General features: G+C 64.2%; 22 protein-coding genes and 2 pseudogenes. 16 read left to right on the forward strand and 8 right to left on the reverse strand.

The features are described 5' to 3' along the window. Nucleotides 1-25 precede the first annotated feature (25 nt). From CEW88_RS24075 to bioB, 16 genes and pseudogenes are all read left to right on the forward strand, one after another. Nucleotides 26-1,051, forward strand: a complete 1,026-nt coding sequence (locus CEW88_RS24075; protein WP_108970985.1) for an IS110 family transposase — start codon at nt 26-28, stop codon at nt 1,049-1,051. Nucleotides 1,052-1,182: 131 nt separating this feature from the next. Beyond that, a pseudogene (locus CEW88_RS24080) lies at nt 1,183-1,734 on the forward strand (IS30 family transposase); the annotation flags it as partial. Nucleotides 1,735-2,074: 340 nt separating this feature from the next. Further along, the gene (locus CEW88_RS24085) at nt 2,075-2,692 is read left to right on the forward strand and encodes a TetR/AcrR family transcriptional regulator (protein WP_159099741.1); all 618 of its coding nucleotides are present in this window, start codon (nt 2,075-2,077) and stop codon (nt 2,690-2,692) included. 263 nt (nt 2,693-2,955) lie between these two features. Beyond that, a complete protein-coding gene (locus tag CEW88_RS24090; RefSeq protein ID WP_108970931.1) occupies nt 2,956-3,933 on the forward strand; it encodes a TRAP transporter substrate-binding protein in 978 nt (325 codons plus the stop codon). 70 nt (nt 3,934-4,003) lie between these two features. Beyond that, nucleotides 4,004-4,528, forward strand: coding sequence for a TRAP transporter small permease subunit (locus CEW88_RS24095; RefSeq protein WP_108970932.1), 525 nt, complete (start codon nt 4,004-4,006; stop codon nt 4,526-4,528). Between the two features lie 23 nt (nt 4,529-4,551). After that, the gene (locus CEW88_RS24100; protein WP_108970933.1) at nt 4,552-5,862 is read left to right on the forward strand and encodes a TRAP transporter large permease; all 1,311 of its coding nucleotides are present in this window, start codon (nt 4,552-4,554) and stop codon (nt 5,860-5,862) included. Nucleotides 5,863-5,866: 4 nt separating this feature from the next. Beyond that, nucleotides 5,867-6,349, forward strand: a complete 483-nt coding sequence (locus CEW88_RS24105; protein ID WP_108970934.1) for a GAF domain-containing protein — start codon at nt 5,867-5,869, stop codon at nt 6,347-6,349. Between the two features lie 20 nt (nt 6,350-6,369). Then, nucleotides 6,370-7,605, forward strand: a complete 1,236-nt coding sequence (locus CEW88_RS24110) for a metal-dependent hydrolase family protein (RefSeq protein ID WP_108970935.1) — start codon at nt 6,370-6,372, stop codon at nt 7,603-7,605. A gap of 72 nt (nt 7,606-7,677) precedes the next feature. Beyond that, nucleotides 7,678-8,796 (forward strand): C4-dicarboxylate TRAP transporter substrate-binding protein, encoded by a 1,119-nt coding sequence (locus CEW88_RS24115; protein WP_108970936.1) that lies wholly within the window; start codon nt 7,678-7,680, stop codon nt 8,794-8,796. A gap of 73 nt (nt 8,797-8,869) precedes the next feature. Further along, nucleotides 8,870-9,355, forward strand: coding sequence for a TRAP transporter small permease subunit (locus tag CEW88_RS24120; RefSeq protein ID WP_108970937.1), 486 nt, complete (start codon nt 8,870-8,872; stop codon nt 9,353-9,355). 21 nt (nt 9,356-9,376) lie between these two features. Then, entirely contained in the window at nt 9,377-10,684 is a 1,308-nt protein-coding gene (locus CEW88_RS24125; protein WP_108970938.1) for a TRAP transporter large permease, read from the forward strand. A gap of 23 nt (nt 10,685-10,707) precedes the next feature. Beyond that, nucleotides 10,708-11,415, forward strand: coding sequence for an SDR family NAD(P)-dependent oxidoreductase (locus CEW88_RS24130; protein ID WP_108970939.1), 708 nt, complete (start codon nt 10,708-10,710; stop codon nt 11,413-11,415). Between the two features lie 13 nt (nt 11,416-11,428). Beyond that, nucleotides 11,429-11,677: pseudogene (locus CEW88_RS25335) on the forward strand (IS30 family transposase); the annotation flags it as partial. Nucleotides 11,678-12,273: 596 nt separating this feature from the next. Beyond that, nucleotides 12,274-12,972, forward strand: coding sequence for a GntR family transcriptional regulator (locus CEW88_RS24135; protein WP_438839495.1), 699 nt, complete (start codon nt 12,274-12,276; stop codon nt 12,970-12,972). Nucleotides 12,973-13,055: 83 nt separating this feature from the next. Then, nucleotides 13,056-13,613 carry a biotin transporter BioY gene (locus CEW88_RS24140; RefSeq protein ID WP_108970940.1) on the forward strand — a complete coding sequence of 186 codons (558 nt, stop codon included), beginning with the start codon at nt 13,056-13,058 and terminating at the stop codon, nt 13,611-13,613. Next, entirely contained in the window at nt 13,610-14,614 is a 1,005-nt protein-coding gene (bioB, locus tag CEW88_RS24145) for a biotin synthase BioB (RefSeq protein WP_108970941.1), read from the forward strand. Before CEW88_RS24140 ends, bioB begins: the two co-directional genes overlap by 4 nt. Nucleotides 14,615-14,871: 257 nt before the next feature. Here bioB and CEW88_RS24150 read toward each other — a convergent pair whose 3' ends face one another. The 8 genes from CEW88_RS24150 to CEW88_RS24180 all read right to left on the reverse strand — a co-directional run bounded on the left by CEW88_RS24150 (nt 14,872) and on the right by CEW88_RS24180 (nt 19,917). Then, nucleotides 14,872-16,107 carry an HlyD family secretion protein gene (locus tag CEW88_RS24150; protein WP_108970942.1) on the reverse strand — a complete coding sequence of 412 codons (1,236 nt, stop codon included), beginning with the start codon at nt 16,105-16,107 and terminating at the stop codon, nt 14,872-14,874. A gap of 2 nt (nt 16,108-16,109) precedes the next feature. Next, nucleotides 16,110-16,544, reverse strand: coding sequence for a hypothetical protein (locus tag CEW88_RS24155; protein ID WP_108970943.1), 435 nt, complete (start codon nt 16,542-16,544; stop codon nt 16,110-16,112). A gap of 251 nt (nt 16,545-16,795) precedes the next feature. Continuing rightward, entirely contained in the window at nt 16,796-17,047 is a 252-nt protein-coding gene (locus tag CEW88_RS24160; protein WP_108970944.1) for a DUF982 domain-containing protein, read from the reverse strand. 383 nt (nt 17,048-17,430) lie between these two features. Beyond that, complete coding sequence (locus CEW88_RS24695) at nt 17,431-17,595, reverse strand: hypothetical protein (protein ID WP_159099742.1); 165 nt, start codon at nt 17,593-17,595, stop codon at nt 17,431-17,433. 247 nt (nt 17,596-17,842) lie between these two features. Beyond that, complete coding sequence (locus CEW88_RS24165) at nt 17,843-18,070, reverse strand: hypothetical protein (RefSeq protein WP_108970945.1); 228 nt, start codon at nt 18,068-18,070, stop codon at nt 17,843-17,845. Beyond that, a complete protein-coding gene (locus CEW88_RS24170) occupies nt 18,067-18,273 on the reverse strand; it encodes a cold-shock protein (protein ID WP_108970946.1) in 207 nt (68 codons plus the stop codon). Before CEW88_RS24170 ends, CEW88_RS24165 begins: the two co-directional genes overlap by 4 nt. A gap of 248 nt (nt 18,274-18,521) precedes the next feature. Beyond that, entirely contained in the window at nt 18,522-19,394 is an 873-nt protein-coding gene (locus CEW88_RS24175) for a transglutaminase family protein (protein ID WP_108970947.1), read from the reverse strand. A gap of 217 nt (nt 19,395-19,611) precedes the next feature. Continuing rightward, nucleotides 19,612-19,917, reverse strand: a complete 306-nt coding sequence (locus CEW88_RS24180) for a hypothetical protein (RefSeq protein ID WP_159099743.1) — start codon at nt 19,915-19,917, stop codon at nt 19,612-19,614. Nucleotides 19,918-19,947 lie beyond the last annotated feature (30 nt).

The raw sequence follows: 19,947 nt of genomic DNA on the forward strand, positions 1-19,947 counted from the left end.
ACGCACCAGCATGGAGGAGGTATCCGTGGAAGAGGTTACAGTCATCGGCATCGACTTGGCAAAGTCGGTTTTTCAACTCCACGGCGCGGATGCGTCAGGACGGCCCGTGTTCCGCAAGAAGCTCTCGCGGGCGCAGTTCACCCGGTTCGTGGCCGAGCACCCGCCCTGCCTTGTCGCCATGGAGGCTTGCGCGTCGTCGCACTATTGGGAGCGGGAGTTCATGAAACTCGGCCATGAGGTACGGCTCATCCCACCGATCTACGTGAAGCCCTTCGTGAAGCGGCAGAAAAACGATGCGAATGACGCCGAGGCCATCGCGGAGGCCGTGGTGCGTCCGACCATGCGGTTTGTGCCCGTGAAATCCGCCGAGCAGCAGGCCAGATCCATGGTCTTCAAGACGCGCGATCTCCTCGTTCGACAACGCAACGCCCTCATCAACGCGCTGCGCGGGCACCTTATGGAATATGGCTTCATCGCGCCTCCCGGACGGACATTCGTCAGGAAACTCGAGGCGCAGCTCGATGCTCCAGAGAGCATGCTCCCATCCGGCGTCACCGAGCTTTGTCGCCTGCACCTCGAGCAGATTGGCAGTCTCGACGTCAGGATCATAAGAATAGAGAAGCGCCTCAAAGAAGAAGCCAAGAACGATCCTGAGACGATCCGCCTGCAGACAGCCCCGGGTGTCGGCCCCGTCAGCGCCATGGCAATTCAAGCCTTCGCCCCGCCGATGGAAGGGTTCCGAAGGGGGCGTGATTTTGCGGCCTGGCTGGGTCTCGTCCCTGTTCAGAAATCGACAGGTGGCCGGCAGATTCTGGGGCGCACTTCAAAGATGGGACAACGGGACATTCGCAGACTGTTGATCATCGGCGCGATGACGCGGGTCAGATGGGCGGTCAAGAACGGCCCTCCCAAAGGGTCCTGGTTGGAGCAGATGCTGGGGCGCAAGCCCCGGATGCTGGTCGCCATCGCCCTGGCAAACAAAACCGCCCGCGCGATCTGGGCGATGATGACGAAACAGGAGGACTATCGAGACCCCGTCCTTGCCGCGTGACACGGTGAGGGTTGGCAGGTGTGAGACGGACAGTGAACAGTAAGGACAAACGATCGACCAGATCGAGGTTGTGGAAACCAGGCACTCCCAGAGAGCTTGCAACTCGGGCGCATTGATATGCACCCAACCTTCGCATCGCCATACCGGCCCGCGGCATTGTCAAAGCCGCACATCGAGGCCTGACACATGACCGTACCCGATCACATGTTCGACCCGTTCAAAAGAATGCTTGCACCGACCGAGGTATCCACACATGGGAGTGCGACTTGGTGATGTTCCGCAAGGAGCACGGCAAGATCAACGTGACCTCCCTGGTGGAGCGTGTCAGCCGCTACGCCGTCGTGCTGCGCAACGAGGACCGACGATCAAAGCCGATCATGGAATCCCTCATCCAGGGGCTCTCCGCCCTGCCCGCGGATGCGAGGCAATCCATCACCTTCGACCGCGGAACCGAGTTCTCGGCATGGCAACGGCTCAAGGATGGGATCGGCGCGGACAGCTGGTTCTGCGACCCGCAGGCGCCTTGGCAGAAAGGCACAGTCGAGAACACCAACAACCGTCTGCGCAAGTTCCTGCCCCGCTCGACCGAACCGACGGCGCTCACAAATCGATATTTGAGGTCGATTTGCCAGCGCCTCAACGCGACGCCCCGCAAATGCCTGGGCTACCGAACGCCTGCCTAAGTCTTCGAGGCCAAGCTCGTGGATATCCGAAACCGACTGACATAAAATAGGAAATCAGACTTTGCGCTTCGGCGTGAGTTCACAGGGGGTGGATGATGAACGCCTTCTGCGCGTCCGTAGACTCCGATGCCTTCATGCGTTTCCGCTCCTCTCCCGGCCAAGGGTTCCGTCCGGAGAACTCTAAGCTGGAACGGGGGCGTTTTCGGGGATCACATCAATAGATGTGTCCTGAACGAAACCTGCAATGCCCTCGACAACAGCAGCGATTTGGCCATCTCAGTTTGCAACACCTTCGAAAACAGGTAGACCAGTTCGTAACTTCACGAACACTGGACAGAACATGAGCGATGAGGCCAAATCGCCCTCTGCCGCACGCCCGCGGCGCACGCAGGCGGAGCGATCACAGGAAACCCGCAGCAAGGTCTGCGAGGCGACGCTTCAGGCCCTCGTGGAAGTCGGCTACGAGCAGATCTCGACGACGCTGATCGCGCAGAAGGCGCAGGTGTCGCGCGGCGCGCTCACCCACCAGTTCCCGACCCGCAACGACATGCTGGTCGCCGCATTCGAGAAACTGGTTGGCGAATGGCGGGAGGGCTACCCTTTTGGGCTCGACCCCGACAAGGAGCAGCTTTCGGTCGATGAGTTGATTGACGCGCTTTGGAACAACATCTTCGCCGAGGGCCGCTACATCGCGGCGATGGAGCTCATGCTCGCCGCGCGCCAGGACAACGAGCTGGGCCACGCGCTGCGCGATATTCTGGTGTCATGGATCCGAAAGCGTGACCGCATCACCGTGCGCCTGATCGGCGGCGACGTCGACGACGCCGAAGCCGATCTGAAAGTGCAGTTGCACCTCTCGGTGCTGCGCGGAATCGCCATGCACCAGAGCTTCGATTCTGATCCGCAGACGGCGAACAAGCTGATCGATCTGTGGAAGCGGATCGCTCGGAAGGCCTAAGCCCGGGCAATCCGCAATCTTACGGACAGGACTGCCCGTAAAATGATCTAAAGATTTTCTGTTTTATTACAGGATATTAATCCAAATTTTTCAGATTCTTGCCGAAATTTTCGCCCCACTATTAAAATATCAGCAGGTCAAAGCTTGATTTACGAACAGCGCTGATCGCATGATGCGGACAAAGCTGTTCGTAAGTATTCGCGTGCGCAACGAGCAGATTGCAGAAACCGCCCGATCGCACGGGCCGCAACAGGGAAGATCACATGACCTTCAAGACGCTTTTTGCCACCGTCGCCGGCCTCGGCCTCGCAGCCGCGCCTGCGATCGCCACCACCTGGGACCTGTCGAGCGAATATCCCGCCGGCTCGCTCCAGGGGCAGACCGCCGATTTCTTTGCCAAGGCCGTGGCCGAGAAGACCGGTGGCGACGTCGAGGTGACCGTTCACCACGGTGCGGCGCTCGGCTACAAGAGCGTTGACCATTTCGATGCGGTGGGCGACGGCGCGCTGCAGGCAGCGTCCTCGGCCTTTGTGTTCTGGACCGGCATCGACCCGATTTTCCAGCTCTCGTCGCTGCCCTTCCTCGCCCCGACCACCGAGGACGTGCATGACCTCTACGAACTGGCGAAGCCCGAGTACAAAAAGGTCCTCGAGGACAACAACCAGATGCTGCTGCTCGCGACGCCCTGGCCGTCCTCGGGACTCTGGGGCAACACGGCCTTCACCTCGATCGCCGACCTCGAAGGTGTGAAGGTGCGCACCTATGACGTCGCCTCCACCGAGACGATGAAGAACGCCGGCGCCTTCCCGATCCAGATCTCCTGGGCCGACGTGCCCGCGCAGCTGTCGACAAATGCCATCGACGCCGTGCTGACCTCGCCCAACGGCGGCGTCGGCGTGCAGATGTGGGAGCTGCAGTCGAACTTCACCAACGTGAACTACGCCTCCTCGCTGCAGGCGATCCACCTCAACCTCGACGCCTGGGACGACCTGACCGAAGAGCAGCAGACCGCCGTCATGGAAGCGGCCGCAGAGGCCGAGGACTTTGGCTGGGGCCTGCTGGCGGAAGCCACTGCCAAGGATTTCGACACCATGCGAGAGAACGGCATGACGGTGACCGAGGAGATCTCTGCCGAGTTCTCGCAGGCGCTGACCGACGCGGCGCGGCCCTTCATCAACCAATGGATCGCAGACACCGGCGAGCGCGCGCAGAGCATTATGGACGCCTATAAGAGCCGTTGATTTCTCCCCGACTGGCGCGGGTGGCCCCGGTTGCCGTCCGCGCATTTTTCCGCCTTCACGGGAGTTTCGCATGACCCGCTTCTATTCCGGCGTTTTCGCCCTGTCGCGACTGGCTGCCGTGATCGCCGCATGTGCGCTGGTCTACATGGTGGGCCACATCGCCTACGAAATCATCCTGCGCAGCTTCTTCGCCACCTCAACCTTCGTGCTGGACGAATTCGTCGGCTACGCGATCAGTATCTGTGTGGTCTGGTCCCTCGGCTACGTGCTCGAACATGGTGACCTGATCCGCGTCGGCCTTGTGCTTGATCGCCTGCCGCCGCGCGCGCAGCAGCTGATGACCGCCGGGGCTGCGCTGGTGGCCTGCGCACTTTCGGCCGGGCTTGCGTGGATGTTCTGGATCCGCGTCGCGCGGGCCTGGTCGCGCGGCACCGTGTCCTCGTCGGTCGCCGCGGTGCCGACCTGGATTCCCGAGGGCGCGCTCATGCTCGGGCTCGGGCTCTTTGCGCTTGCCGCGCTCTCGCATGGGCTGCGCCACATCACCGGAAACCCGTCGCCGGCCCCCAGCACGCCCCTGGCGACCCCGGTCGAATAAGCCGCAAAACTCGGAGAGAACACATGGAAACGCTCCTGACCGCGGCCGCAACGCTGGCCTTCCTACTGCTGTTCCTCGGCCTTGGGGTCTGGGTCTTTATCTCGCTGGCCCTGGTCGCCACCACGTCACTTTTCTTCCTGCACGGGATGGATCTCTCGCGTATCGGCTCGATCGCGGCGGGGATCATCTATCGCTATTCCACCAGCTGGGAGCTCTCGGCCATCCCGATGTTCATCTGGATGGGAGAGATCATCTTCCGCACCGACATCTCGACCCGGCTGTTCCGCGGCCTCTCGCCCTTCGTCGACTATATCCCCGGCCGCCTGCTCCACACCAACGTGCTGGGATGCACGCTCTTTGCGGCGGTCTCGGGCTCGTCGCCCGCCACCACCGCGACCGTGGGCCGGATCACCACGCGCGAGCTGGGCCAGCGCGGCTATGACGACCGGCTGTCGCTGGGCTCTCTGGCAGGCGCGGGCAGCCTCGGGCTGCTGATTCCGCCGTCGATCGTGATGATCGTCTACGGGATCCTCGCCGAGCAGTCGATCTCGCGTCTCTTCGCCGCCGGCGTGCTGCCGGGGCTGATGATCACAGCGCTCTACTCGGGCTACATCATGCTGCGCGCGAAGATGAACCCCGGCCTGGTGCCGGCCGCACGCGAGCGCCGCAGCGCGACGGACTTCCTGCGCGCACTCTGGGACCTGGCGCCGCTGGTGGTGCTGATGACCATCGTGCTCGGCTCGATCTACACCGGCATCGCCACTCCCTCCGAGGCGGCCGCTGTCGGCGTGATCGCCGCCATCGCCATCGCCGCCGTCACCCGCCAGCTATCGCTCACGCTGCTGCGAGACACGCTGATGGGAGCGCTGCGCACCTCGACCATGGTCTGTTCGATCCTGATCACCGCCGCCTTCATGTCGACGGCCATCGGCTATCTGCACATCCCGGCGGACGTGGCCGACGGCATCGCGTCGCTCAACCTGCCGCCCTGGGGGCTGCTGGTGGTGCTCTCGCTCTTCTACCTCGGGCTCGGCTTTTTCCTCGACGGCACCTCGATCGTGGTGATGAGCCTGCCGATCTCGCTGCCGCTGGCCTTACAGGCGGGCTTCGATCCGATCTGGTTCGGCGTCTACCTCGTGCTGATGGTCGAGATGGCGCAGGTGACGCCGCCGGTCGGCTTCAACCTCTTCGTGCTGCAGGGCATCTCGGGCCGCTCGATCGGCTACGTCGCCCGCGCCGCGCTACCCTTCTTCGTGCTGATGCTGGTGGGGGTCGCGCTGCTGGCCGTCTTCCCGGGCATCGCGCTCTGGCTCCCGAATTTCTTCTACGGATAAGACAATGACCTCTCCCGCAAACCGCGCGCTCGATCTCGCACCCCTGCTGCGCGCTCAGGCGCAGCTCAACCAGCCCCACACGCTCTTCCGCGCCGTCGAGCAGACCTGCCGAGCCCGCTTCGGCTTCCGCTTCCTGACCGTGCTGAGGAACCTGCCCGGCACCGGCAACGTCATGCGGATGCACAGCTCCGAGCCTGACTATCCCACCGGCGCGCTGAAGCCGATGGGGCTGACCGAATGGGGCAAGGTGGTGCTCGACGGCGGGAAGTGCTGGCTAGGCAACTCGGCCGACGACGTCCGATGGGCCTTTCCCGACGCCGAGTTGATCCTGTCGAAGGGCTGCGAGGCCTGCGCCTGCGCGCCGGTGCTCTGGGCCGGGCGCTGCGTCGGCGTGCTGTCGCTGAACGATGCGCGCGATGCCTACAGCCGCGACGACATGGCGGACATGTCCCTCATCGCCCAAACCCTCGCACCGGCGCTGATCTGACCCCCGAAAGGACGACCAAGATGACCACCCTGCTGATCAAGAACGCCCGCATCGTCGACGGCACCTCGCACGAGCCGACCGACCCGATGCAGATCGCCATCGAGGATGGCCGCATCCGCGAAGTTGGTGCCTCTGTCACCTTCACCGCGGACGAAGAGCTCGACCTTGACGGGCTGACGGTGATGCCCGGGCTGATCGACTGCCACGTTCACACCATCGCCTCCACGGCGAACCTTGGGCTGAATGCCTCGCTGCCCTCCTCGCTGGTGGCCGCGCGTGCTGCGACGCTGATGAAGAACATGATCATGCGCGGCTTTACCACGGTGCGGGACCTCGGCGGTGCTGACCGAGGCCTGCAACTGGCCGTGGAGGAAGGTCACTTCACCGCGCCGCGCCTGGTGATCTGCGGCAAGGCCCTGAGCCAGACCGGCGGGCACACCGACTACCGCGGGCCCTACGACAACCGCGACGTCGGCTGGTACGCGCAGGCGCTCGGCACTCTGGGGCGCATCTGCGACGGCAAGCCCGAGTTGCTGCGCGCGGCGCGCGAAGAGCTGAAGGGCGGCGCGCAGTTCCTCAAGGTGATGGCGGACGGCGGCGTGTCCTCGCCCTCCGACCCGATTGGGTACCTCGTCTACTCGGTCGACGAGCTCACCGCCCTCGTCGAGGTCGCCAACGGCTTCGGCACCTATGTCTCCGCGCACCTCTACGCCGACGAGGCCATCGTGCGGGCGCTGGACTGCGGCATCACCTGCATCGAGCACGGCAATCTGATCGGGGATGAGACCATCAAGCGCGTGGCCCGCGAAGGGGCCTTCGTGGTCCCGACCAACATCACCTACGACCTGCTGGCCCGCAAGGGCGCCGAGTTCGGCCTGCCGCCGGAGTCGGTCGCCAAGGTTGCCGACGTGCGCGAGGCGGGGCTCGAGCGCGTGGTGAAGCTGCACGAAGCGGGCGTGACCATGGGCTACGGCTCGGACCTTCTGGGCGGCATGCAGACCGAGCAGTCGGGCGAGTTCCCGCTCCGCGGGCGCTACATCCCCGCCGACGCGGTGATCCGATCGGCCACCGTGGACGCGGCCAAGGTGCTGCGCATGGAAGGCGAGGTCGGTGTGATCGCGCCCGGCGCCCATGCCGACATCATCGCGGTCGATGGCAACCCGCTCGAGAACCTCGACCTGCTGACCGGACAGGGCGCCCACATGCCGCTCATCCTGCAGGGCGGCCGCGCGATCAAGAAGGCGGCAAGTCTCTAAATTTAAATAAAGAACATAAACTTATCCAGCGCGGGCGGTCCGAGCCGCCCGCCGACCAACTCGGAGAGAGACATGAAGAAGTTCCTGACCACCACGCTGCTCGCCGGCGTGCTCGCAAGCCCTGCCCTGGCGACGGATTTCATCGCCAACACCTTCTACGACGCGCAGCATCCGCTGGCCAAATACGGCTACACCGAATGGGCCGAGATCGTGAAGGACCTCTCCGGCGGCGATCTCGCCCCACAGGTCTTCACTGGCACGGTGCTGCTGGCCCCGCGCGCCACCATGCAGGGCATCCGCGACAACGTCGTGCAGGTCGGCCACCACGCCGCCATCTACACGCCCTCGGACCTGCCTGTCGCCAACGCGGTCCAGGAGCTTGGCTTCAACTATTCCGATCCGCTGGCCGCGATCTTCGCCGTGGCCGATTTCTCGATGCACAATGCCGCGCAGCTGGCGGAATGGCAGGATCAGGGGATCGTCTACCTCGGCGCCTATGCCACCCCGCCCTACATCCTGATGTGCGCCGAGCCGGTGCGCACCCTGGCCGAGCTGAAGGGCAAGCGCATCCGCACCGCCGGCTCCGCCGTCTCGGCTTGGGTCGAGGCCGCGGGCGGCATTCCGGTGAACGTGCCTTCTTCCGAGATGTACACGGGGATCGAGCGCGGCACACTCGACTGCGCCACCAACGCGGCCAACGACCTGGTGGACCGTTCGCTCATGGAAGTGGCCGAGCACACGACCCTCCTGCCCACCGGCATGTACTGGTCGGGGCCGAACTGGGGCTTCAACCCCGGCTTCTGGTCCGGCCTGACCGCCGAGCAACGCGGCGTCTTCATGCAAGCCTCGGCCCGGTCGATGGCGCGGATGATCATCAACTACACCGCACAGGCCGAAGCCGCCCTCGAGACCGCCAGGGACAAGGGCGGCAACATCTACGAGCCCGAGGCCGACCTGCTCGCCTCGGTCGAGGAGTTCCGCGCCAAGACGCTCGACGGCGTCTACGACAAGGCAACGGAAACCTACGGGCTGAGTGATGCCAAGCCGGTGATCGACGACTTCCGCGCCACGATGGACAAATGGACCGCGCTCCTGGCCGAGGTCGACACCTCCGACGAGGACGCGCTGACCGAGCTCGCCATGTCCGAGATCTACGGCGACATCGACCCGGCGACCTACGGCGTCGAGTAACGTCCCCGCATCCGAACCGTCAGGGGCCCCTCACCCGGGCCCCTGTTTCCGCACGCCCCAAGGAGATGCCCCGATGCACGCCCTGATCCGCTGGACAAACCGCGCCGTCATGGCGCTCGCCTGCGCCTTCATGCTTCTGATGATGGCCCATATCACCACGGACGTGGCGGTTCGGTTCTTCTTCGACGGCCGGCTCATCGGCACGCTCGAGATCGTCTCCTATTACTACATGGTGGTGATCGTCTTCCTGTCGCTGGGCTACGTCGAGCTGCGCGGCGAGCACATCCGGGTGGATCTCTTCGCCAAGATGCTACCGCAGGCCGTGCAGCTCGGGCTCCACGTGCTGGCCTGCGCGCTGGGGCTGATCTTCTTTGGGATGCTCTTCTGGCAGTCCGCTCAGGACGCGATCGGCGCCACCCGCCGCGCCGAAGAGGCGATGAGCAACTTCACCTTCTACATCTGGCCCGCCCGCTGGGCGCTGCCCCTGGGTTTCGCCGGTATCTGGCTGGCGGTGCTGTCGAACCTGCTGAAATCCGTAGCGCTGCGGCGCGCGCTGTAACCGCCGAGAGGATCTGAACCCATGAGCAATCTCGATATCGGCATTCTCGGCACCGTCGTCGCGCTAGTTCTGATCGCGCTGCGCGTGCCGATCGGCCTCTCGCTTGGCCTCGTCTCCATTGTCGGCATCTCGCAGATGTTCAACATGAGCGTCGCCTGGGGGATGATCTCGGCCACGCCCTTCGACTACGTCGGGCAATGGGAACTGTCGGCGGCGCCGATGTTCCTGCTGATGGGCTTCCTGTGCTCCTCGACCGACATGACCCGCGGCCTCTTCCTGTCGCTGCGGCTCTATCTCGCGCGGCTGCCGGGGGGGCTGGCGATCACCTCGGTCGGGGCCTGCGCCTTCTTTGCGGCGGCTTCGGGCTCGTCGGTCGCTACCGCCTCGGCCATGTCGCGCATGGCGGTGCCGGAAATGCTGAAACAGGGCTACGACAAGGGACTTGCCACCGGCACCATCGCCGCCTCGGGCACGCTGGGCTCGCTGATCCCGCCCTCGGTGCTGCTGATCCTCTACGGCGTCTACGCGCAGGTCTCGGTCGGGCAGCTTTTCATGGCGGGCTTCATTCCCGGCATTCTCTCGGCGCTGATCTACATGGCGATGATCGTCACCCGGGTGAAGCTGAACCCGTCGCTGGCCGGAGAAACCCCGCCGCCGCCGACCGATGAGGAACGCCGCGAGGCGCTGCGCGACGTCTGGCCACTGCCGACACTGATCCTGCTGGTGCTGGGCGGCATCTTCTCGGGCGTCTTCTCGCCCACCGAGGCAGGCGCGCTCGGCGCCTTCTTCGCGGCGGTGATCGGGGCGGTGCGCGGCAAGCTCACCCGCGCCGCGGTGATCGAGGCGGTCACGCAGGCGGTGGTCTCCACGGGGTCGATCTTCATCATCCTGATCGGCTCGCTGTTCTTCACCCGCTTCCTCGCCCTGTCGGGCTTGCCCACGGCCTTTTCCAACGCGATCCTCTCGGTCAGCAGCGAGACCTGGTGGATCCTCTTTGCGGTAACGTTGATCTACCTGGTTCTCGGCATGCTGATCGATTCCATCGGCCTGCTCCTGCTGACCCTGCCGATCCTCGTCCCGCTGGTGCAGACCACGGGGATCGACGCGATCTGGTTCGGCATCATCATCGTCAAGCTGCTGGAGATCGGTCTTGTCACGCCGCCGATTGGGCTCAATGTCTACATGATCAACGGTGCGCTAAACAACGCAGTGACCCTGCCCGAGATCTTCCGGGGCATCTGGTGGTTCCTGCTGATGGACCTCGCGACGCTGCTGATCCTGATCCTGTTTCCGGCGCTGACGCTCTGGCTGCCCTCGCTGGCCTACTGACCCACTGACCGAAAGGACCCACCATGACCGACAGCCCCGTAATGATGCTCACCGGCGGCAGCCGGGGGATCGGCGCCGAGATCGCCCGCGCAGCGCAGGCCCTTGGCTGGCACGTGAGCCTCGGGCTGCGCGACCCCGCCCGCGTGCCGGAGGGGCTTGATCCCGCCCTGCTCGACACCTTCGCCTACGACGCGACCGTTCGCGATGCCGAGGCGGCCTGGGCCGGGGCGGTCATGGCGCAGCACGGCCGGATCGACGCCATCGTCGCAAGCGCCGGGCTGTTCACCTCGAGCAGCATCGTCGAGGCCCCGGAGGCCGAGGTCGACACGCTGCTGGAAGTGAACCTGCGCGCGCCGCGGCGGCTGGCCATGGCGAGCTGGGACGCCCTGAAGGCCGCGGGCCGCGGCCGCGTCATCATCCTCGGATCGCTTTCCGGCAAGCGGGTGGCCTCGGCCGGGTCCGGGCTCTATTCGGTCAGCAAGTTCGCCGCCGTCGGACTGGCCCACGCGCTGCGCTACGAGGGCTGGGACCATGGCATCCGCGCCACCGCGGTCTGCCCTGGCCTGGTGGCAACCGACATGGGCGAAACCGCCGCCGCGGGCAGCAGAGCCGCCCAGCAGATGACCCAGCCGGAGGAGGTCGCGCATCTGGTGATGGAAGCGATCGGCCTATCGAACACCGCCTCGGTGCCCGAGATCCACATCAACTGCCGGACCGACGGGATATTCTGAAAGGTTCGGGTGTCCACAGCATCACTTCAATCCGGTCATGACCAAGATCGTGAGGGCGGTGCGGGTTCCGCCCATGGCGGGTCGGGTGTCCATCATCTTCGCCCGCGGCACGGAATTCGTTTCATGGCCGCACCTGCAGGCCCAGCTCGGAACCCAAACGTGGTTCTGCGCCCCCTCCTCGCCCTGGCAGAAAGGCAGTGCCCTGAACACCAACCGGCGGCTCGAGCGACGGGTTCCAAGACAGCGTGACGTCGCCGCCATATGCCCGAAACACGAAACGGCGGCTTCCATTCCGAGGGCAACGCGGAAAAAGAGACCGGGAAGCCATGTCTTGAGCCAAATATGACCCGCTCAGCATAATCCAAGGTGGGTCAGTTCCAGATGGAAATCCCGGGTCAATTCTGGGTGGATATCAACACATATCATGGTGTGGATCAAATCGCAGCTTCGTCCTCGTCTGCGAAATGAGCGTTGGCCTTGGCTCCGCACCGCAACCGCGGCGAATGGCCGGTCTTGAGAAGCTGCGCCGCCGCCGGTGACGATTGGGCGGACATCGCTCAGATACGAAACGCAACACCGCCTAGCTAGGGTCTCCGCCCAGGCCATCCGGCCAAACAAGGGACGTGCGGCGCCCGGCTGATACCGCACGGGGCAACGATGAGGGCCGGATCTGAAGCCGTCGATTGATGCCAAAGACCCTACCCCACTCTAGAGTCGCATAAGCGCCAATAGCGTGAAGAGGAAGGTTGAGGGGAATATTCTGTCGCCCGCACATCTTCCATGCTCTCAAACCTTCGATCGCGCATTCTGGTCACCGGCCTTGGGGCGGCTAATCGATCCGCGGGCGGCATCCGGCGCATGACACAGCTGATGCCGCCGCGCTATGGGTCTGGCATGACACGCAAAGAAACCCAGTCCGCCCGTATCGCGCGGGTGCTCGCGGATCGGATCATCTCGGGTGAAATCCCGCCCGGTGCCCGCCTTCGCCAGGATCATATCGCTATCGAATTTCAGGCCAGCCATGTGCCGGTGCGAGAGGCCTTCCGTACGCTGGAGGCACAAGGGCTCGCTGAGGGCGAGCTGCGCCGCGGATACCGCGTGACCGATTTCGACGTCGCCGAGCTGAGAGAGGTGGCGGAGATGCGGGCCAGCCTCGAAGTGTTGGCGCTGCGCAACGCCGCGCCCAAAATGACCCGCGCGATCCTAGCCGAGGCTGATGCGGTCACGCGGCAGGGCGACCGCGCCTGCAGCGTCCGAGACTGGGAGGCCGCGAACCGGCAGTTCCACAGGCTCATCCTTTCGCCCTGTCAGATGCCGCGTCTTCTTCGCAGTATCGATGACCTGCATACCGCCAGCGCACGCTTCCTCTTCGCCGCTTGGCGACGGGACTGGGAGTCGCGCACCGACCATGACCATCGGGCCATCCTCGAGGCGTTGCGGAAGGGGCAGGTCGACTTGGCCTGCACCGTCCTAGCACGGCACGTCGGCTGGATCGGAAAGCGCAAGGCAGCGAGAAAAAATGCCATTATTACTGATACATACGACATTTCTGGATAATTATCTATAATCTGCGTTGTTTCGAAACCGCTCTCTGCCCGAGGTTGATGATCATCATCCAACCACCCGAGGAGAGCCTTTCGATGACACCCCTGACGCCCACGCACGCGCGTGGCCTGCCGCTCTGGCGGAGCCTTGCCTTTGCCCTTGCCGGCGCCGCGCTGATCACGATTGGGGCCAAGGTCCAGATCCCATTTTGGCCAGTTCCGATGACCCTTCACACGCTGGCGATCTGCCTCGTCGCGGCAGGGCTAGGGCCGCGGCTCGGGCTTGCTGCCATGACGGCCTATCTCGGCGCGGGTGCGCTCGGGCTGCCGGTGTTTTCGGGCACACCCGAGCGCGGCATCGGTCTCGCCTACATGATGGGCCCAACCGGCGGCTACCTCGCGGGATACCTGCTGGCGACATCGCTTATCGGCACGCTCGCACGGGGCCGCGGCTGGCTCGGCATGGCCACGGCGATGGTTGCGGGCCTTGCCCTCGTCTATGCTGTCGGCCTCGCTTGGCTGGCGCTCTTCGTTCCGATCCCGAAGCTGCTCGCCGCGGGACTCACGCCGTTCGTGCTTGGCGATCTCTTGAAGGTCGCGCTGGCCGCGACGCTGGTTTCAGGCGCGAGCAGTCTGAAAGGGCGCCTTGCATGATCCGCACGGATTGGACGATAGCGGAGGCACATGCGATCCACGCCCTGCCCTTTCCTGAGTTGCTGGCGCAGGCGCAGGCCACGCACCGTGCTCATTTCGACCCCACCGAGATCGAGACCGCCAGCCTCTTGTCGATCAAGACCGGCGGCTGCCCCGAGGATTGCGGCTACTGCTCGCAGTCGGCGCATTATGACACCGGCGTGAAGGCAAGCAAGCTGATGGGCACAGAGGCGGTTCTTGCAGCCGCGCGACGGGCAAAGGGTGCCGGGGCGCAGCGCTTCTGCATGGGCGCGGCATGGCGCGGCCCCAAGGACCGCGATATGGACCATCTTTGCGAAATGGTTCAGGGCGTTGCGGAGCTCGGCCTCGAGACCTGCATGACGCTGGGGATGCTGAGCCCGGAACAGGTGACGCGGCTGAAGGATGCCGGGCTCGATTTCTACAACCACAACATCGACACCTCCCCCGACTACTACGCGCAAATCGCCACGACCCGGACGATGGACGACCGGCTGGAGACCCTGGCCCATGTCCGAAACGGCGGGATCCGGGTCTGCTGCGGTGGCATCCTCGGGATGGGCGAATCCGAAGAGGATCGGATCGCGATGCTGGTAACGCTCGCCACCTTGCCCGAGCATCCCCAGAGCGTTCCGGTGAACCTGTGGAATGATGTCGACGGCGTCCCGGTGCAGGAATACGCCGAACCGGTGGACCCCTTTTCGCTTGTCCGGGCGGTGGCGCTTGCACGGATACTCATGCCCGCCTCGGTCGTACGGCTCTCGGCCGGACGCACAAGGATGAGCGACGAGTTACAGGCGCTGTGCTTCGTGGCGGGTGCAAACTCGATCTTCGTGGGGGAGCAGTTGCTGACCACAGGCAACCCATCCGCCAGCCAGGATGCGGCGCTTCTGGCGCGGCTCGGCATGCGCATCGCGAAGGTAGCGCCGCATAGATCGCGCAAGACATCTGCTGACACCGCACGTTTGCATCAACCTTTGTAGAGACTTCTGGCGGGCCTTGATCGCCCGCCAGCACAAACCCCGCTGCCGCTATCTTGGCAACCAGCGAACCGCGAGGGCTCAACGCCTGAGTGTCGCCTTGCCGGTAAGCGGTCTTGTAGATGGTCTTCGGATGTCTGTTTAGGCGTCCCGGCTGGCCCGCTGCAATCAGCTGACACCCGCAGCCCGTGACCCTGAGGCATGTGCCATGGCGCGGGACGCTATGATGGAGCTCGGGCCGGAACCCGGCTCCGCATGTGTCAGTGTCCGCCCGAGAACACCAGCGTCTGCACCGGCAGGAACAGCATGCGCAACCGCAGTCCCGCCGCATGCACCACGCCGATCGTGTCGACCACGTGCAGGAAGATCCGCGTGCCGGTGCCCAACTCCTCATGCTCGAGCCGGTGGTGGTTGTTGGTATAGAGCATGACGGTACAGCTGCTGCCTGGAGGCACATTGGTCGGCTGATCGGTGTAGAGCGGCTCGAGGTAGACCAGCACGCTGCCGGGGCGCACATCGTCCTGCGGATCGACCAGCCGGTCGCTCGGCCGCAGCTGCCCCGAGGGGATCACGTCCTGGACCTCGGTCACCACCATCGGGATGATGTCGAGGGGTTTGCTGAGGCAGCCCATCTCGCCGACCATGCCAGCGTGAATAACCTGCGCGGCGATCTGGTTGAAGGCAGCCTGAAACCGCTCCGCCCCTGCGCCGCTCGGCACGAAGATGCCGGCAGGCCGGGCGAGCGGGCTGATGAAGTCGCCGACCTGAAGCGCAAGCTGTTCGATCCGCCCGTCGACCCCGGCCGAAATCAATGTCTTGCCCAGCTCGGCCTCGGCCAGCGCCAGCTGCGCGCGGGCGCTTTCGAGCTTGGCGGGCAGCACCTCATCGATCCGTTGCTGGGCGCTTTCCTTCTGCAGCTCGGCGGCGCGCAGTTGCGCCTCGCGCTGGTCGACCAGGTTCTCGAAACGCTCGATATCCACCAGGCGAACGGCGCTCGATCCCTGGTCGCGCAACTGCTCATTGCGCTGCAGCTCTTCCTGCGCCTGTACAAGCGCCGCGCGGGCCTGGGCGATTCCCGCGTCGGCCTGCGCCAGATCGGTTTCAGCCAGCTTTGCGGAAGCCTCGGTTTCGGCCAGCAGCGCCAGCGCCGCATCGACCTGCGCCTGCTGCGACAGCCCGTCGAGCCGCACCAGCGGATCTCCCGCCGAGACCTTTTGGTTGTTCACCACGTAAATGTCCGAGACCCGCCCGCTCACCTGCGGCAGGATGGTCACTGTGCGGAAATAGGAGGACACTGACATGCTGGCCGGGTGGTAGTAGAAGAGCACAGTGATCAGCGAGACGGTCAGGAAGATCCAGAGCGTCAGCCCCCAGCGCAGCTCGTACCACACCGAGAAAAGCGTCAGCTCGTGTCCAAACCGCTTCCCCTGCCCGTAGCGGCGATAGAGATAGTCCGGCACCAGCGAGACAAGCGAACAAAGGATGGCTTCGAGCAAAATCAGGCCTCCCCGTCGCGATGGCGGAACGCAGGCTCCGCAGCCGGGGCAGAACCATCGGGCTGCGGAATGTCCTCCTCCACGGGCCGGCCGGCGAGCCGTGCGAGAGAGCGGGCGATCGACTGCAGCGGCGACAGCATGTCGGGGAACTGAAAGCCCGCCACCAGCACCGCTGCGACCCAGAACAGGTTGTTGTGGGTGAACAGCGCCAGCAATGCGAGGATGCCGACGATCTGCAATTGCGGGTGGCTCGACTTGTGCGCCATGCGCTCGGGGATCGCATGCAGCGTCAGGTATATGACCCCAAGGCCGATGACGAGCGCGATGCCGAAAACCGTCATCACCGTGAACAAAGTATCAGTGCCATCAGCGCCGACCACGTACCCGGGAATGTGGTCAGGAGCCAATGGGTGAACCGCGATCGCTTCCACTGCCATCCCCTTAGAATTCAATCAATTGCTTTAGAGTAGGCAGATTCGCGTCGGGTCGGTTAGCTTTTTCGCCCCACGTCCTTTTTCTGGTCAAAGCCTACCCGAGCCCGCCCCGGGACACCTGGCGGTCGCCTTGAAAGTCGGCAGCACAGGTTCCGATGGACTCTTGACCCAGGCTCGGGCCGGAACAGCGATTTCGGCAGGGCTTGCAAAGAGCAGACGCCTGTTTCAGCGCCTGCCACTTGGCACGCCGCCCGTCAAACCATGGCGGCTTGCTTGAAACCTGCCAAACGGGCGGCCTTCAGGAACGCGTTGCGGGCATCGTCGACGGAGTTCATGCAGTCCATGGCCGCCTCGACCTTCGCCAAGGCGGTTTGCTGTGCAGCATCGGCCACCGGCCATTTGCGACGCAGCCAGTAATGCACCTTCTCGATCGTGCAGAAGCGCGTGACGTCCCCGTCTTTCGGGTCGATCAGGATGAGGGGGTCTCCCCAGAAAATTTCCATCATGTGTGTTCTCTTTCGTATTCGTGAAGCCACGGTGCCGCCGATTGCGGCCTCTCTTGCGAGGAGACCAATCAGGGGTGCCTGCGGCGTTGTAAGATGTCCGGACGCGGGACCGCTCATGCGCTCCGGGTGGCCGGATTGATCCTGACCACGGCGTCTTCATTTTAGCGGGCGTCTAGGGTGAGAGGCGCCCGGCCGGAGTTCGAGGCGCAAATGGTTCTGCGCCACCAGCCAGACCCTTGGGTCCGCCGGAAACTCTCAGGCCCGAATTCGCTCAAGGTTGATCGTTGCGGCGGGGGTCCGCCCAGCGATGACCTGAATGAGCCATGTTGACCAACATTGGCCCATCTCGCGGCGCCCGAAAGGGCAAGCCGCCGGATCGGATTTTACTCCGACTTTTCCTCGGTCGGCTGCGCTTCGGGCTTCGGAACCGGTGTCGGCGCCGTCCGCGTTCTCTGATAGCCGAACGTCTTTGCTCCGGGCCGTTTCTTTGCCGGCTGGCTCAGGAAGTCCTTGAGGTCCAGCTGCTTTTTCGAAGGCGAATAGCCCATGTCTCTCTCCTCTAAATCCTCAAAGTGAATGGAAGCTGCCGCAGGGCAAGCCCTGCAGCAACTCCTCCAGGTAAGACTGATGCGGAATGGTCGAGGCCCACAGGATGGACCAGTCCACTCGACGCGCTCACCCGGAAATCCGATCTGCCTGGCCCGAAGCTTGCGGGCCGGTCAAACCGTCGTCTGCAATCGTGGCACGGCATCCCACGGGCAATCCACCCGTTCGGCGCCGGCCACGTCTTGGCGATCACGTCTTGTCGCGCGCTTCGCGTGCAGCTTTGAGACGCTCCAGTTTCTCGGCGCGCTCGTCGGCTTCTTCTTGCAAGACGCGCTTGGCGCCCGCCGTGATCTTGTCGAGCTGGGTTTCCGGCCCGGTCCGCTTCTCACCAGACGTCCCTTTGGGCTGCGGCGGCTTCCCGCCGTTCCCGGTCTGCGCCGGAATGCCCTTCAGCAGATCGTCCAGCGAGCGCTTCAAGCCAGGGCCAGATTGCTGGCGGACTCGCGGCCGTCGCGACCGGTCTCGACATCGAAGGTCACTGCCTGACCGTCGTCGATGCGCGGAATCCCGGCACGTTCAAGCGCCGTGATGTGCAGGAAGATATCCTTGTCGCCGCTTTCCGGCGCGATAAAGCCGAAGCCTTTGGTGCTGTTGAACCATTTTACGGTGCCATTGGCCATGTCCGTAGTCTCCTGAATATGCTGCCCACGACATGCGGCAGCCCGGCAAATGTCGATCCAAGACGATCAACCGAAACCGGGTTAGCGGAAGCAGCATTTCGAAGAGAAAAGCGTAAGCTCAATACATGTGGAGACTGCCGCGCAGGTTTACAAGGACAATCGGAAGTTGGTGAAAATTAAAGTCTGCCCGGGCGAGGCCGATGCACCCGGCACGGGGCCCATCTCTTGGGCAGCTTCCGATCTGCGGTTCAGGGACCATCCACGCTTACGCTCACCCCCACCTCCAGAGAGAGAAGATCGCACCCCGTCCCGTAGTACCCGCCACTCACCGGCGTCACCTGGGCGATGTTGCGCGCGACCGCCACCGGGATGAGGTTCGCCGACCCGACGGAGCGATTGGTCGGGTCGAAAGCGATCCAACCCGCCCCGGGAACGAAGACCTCGACCCAGGCATGGGTCGATCCCGCGCCGAATGAGCCAAGGTTTTCCCCTGCGGGGTCGTGCAGATAACCGGAGACGAGCCGCGCGCCAAAGCCAAGCGTGCGCACAGCCTCGGCAAAGAGGACCGCGAGATCCCGGCACGAGCCCCAGCCTCTGTCCAGGGTCTCGAGCGGCCCCTGGGTCCCTTCCGACGAGCGGCTTTGATAGGAAACCCAGGCGTTCACCCCGTTCGCCACGTCCTTGAGCAGCGACAGGGTGTCGGTCGGCCCTTCCATCACAAAGCTATCCACCCAGCGTGCCAGCCTGCCGGCGTCGTCCGCATACTGGGGCTGGGCAAGCGGCCCGAGATCGGTCCAATGATCGCCCTCGTAACGAAAGGGATAGGACGCCGCAGAGGCGGCAATCGCAAAGACCGGCCAAGTCGGAGCGCTCAACTCCACCGTCATCCGCGATTGGATGCACAAAAGCTCGGAGGAGGTGTCGAAGGTGGCCGATGCGACCGCGTTGCCAGCGACGTCCTGAGCCCAGTCGATCCGAGCGGAGGGTGAGATCTGCAGATCGAATGCGACCAGGCGCAGGTCTCTCGTCTCTCGGGGGCGGAGCATCAGGCGATGGGGGCCAATGGCCACGGCCTTTCCGTAGCGATACGTTGTGATGTGCGAGATGCTCAGCGTTGTCATGAGAGCTCCTATGGCCCCACGCCGGAGGCGCGATGCCGGGCACGGCCCGAGTCGGCCGGCAGGGACGATCGCCAGGTGGCCGACCGTTTGCAGTGACCACAGATTCTCTCGCCGAAACCCGTGCTCAAGAAACGCGCGCCGCAGCGCAAACACTTGCGCTCCGCCTCCACGTCACCGCGGGCCTTGGTCAGAGCCGGCCGCCTCTCTTCGTCTTCGGTCATAGTGTCGGTCCTTCGCCTTCCTTGAGCAGGTCGAGATCCTTGAGCGCCTCTTCGATGATCGTCTGGATCATGGCCTCTCTGATCTCAGGCTCATTCTGGTGTTGCCGCAGCAGGATACGCACTTGCTCCATCGCCTCGATCCACCGGCGCAGTGAATCTGCCAGCAACATCACGTCGATTTCGACGCCGCTGTGATCGAGATGGGCCAGAAGTCCGGAATTCGCCGCCATACGGCGAATGCGGCTTTCGAGCCGACCACTGGGCGTCCTGTGGCGGTCGAGATCGATGGGAAGGTTTGTCATGGTCCGGCTCCCCGAAGTGCCAGCTCCACC

The sequence above is a fragment of the Alloyangia pacifica genome (assembly GCF_003111685.1).
Taxonomy (GTDB): domain Bacteria; phylum Pseudomonadota; class Alphaproteobacteria; order Rhodobacterales; family Rhodobacteraceae; genus Salipiger; species Salipiger pacificus_A.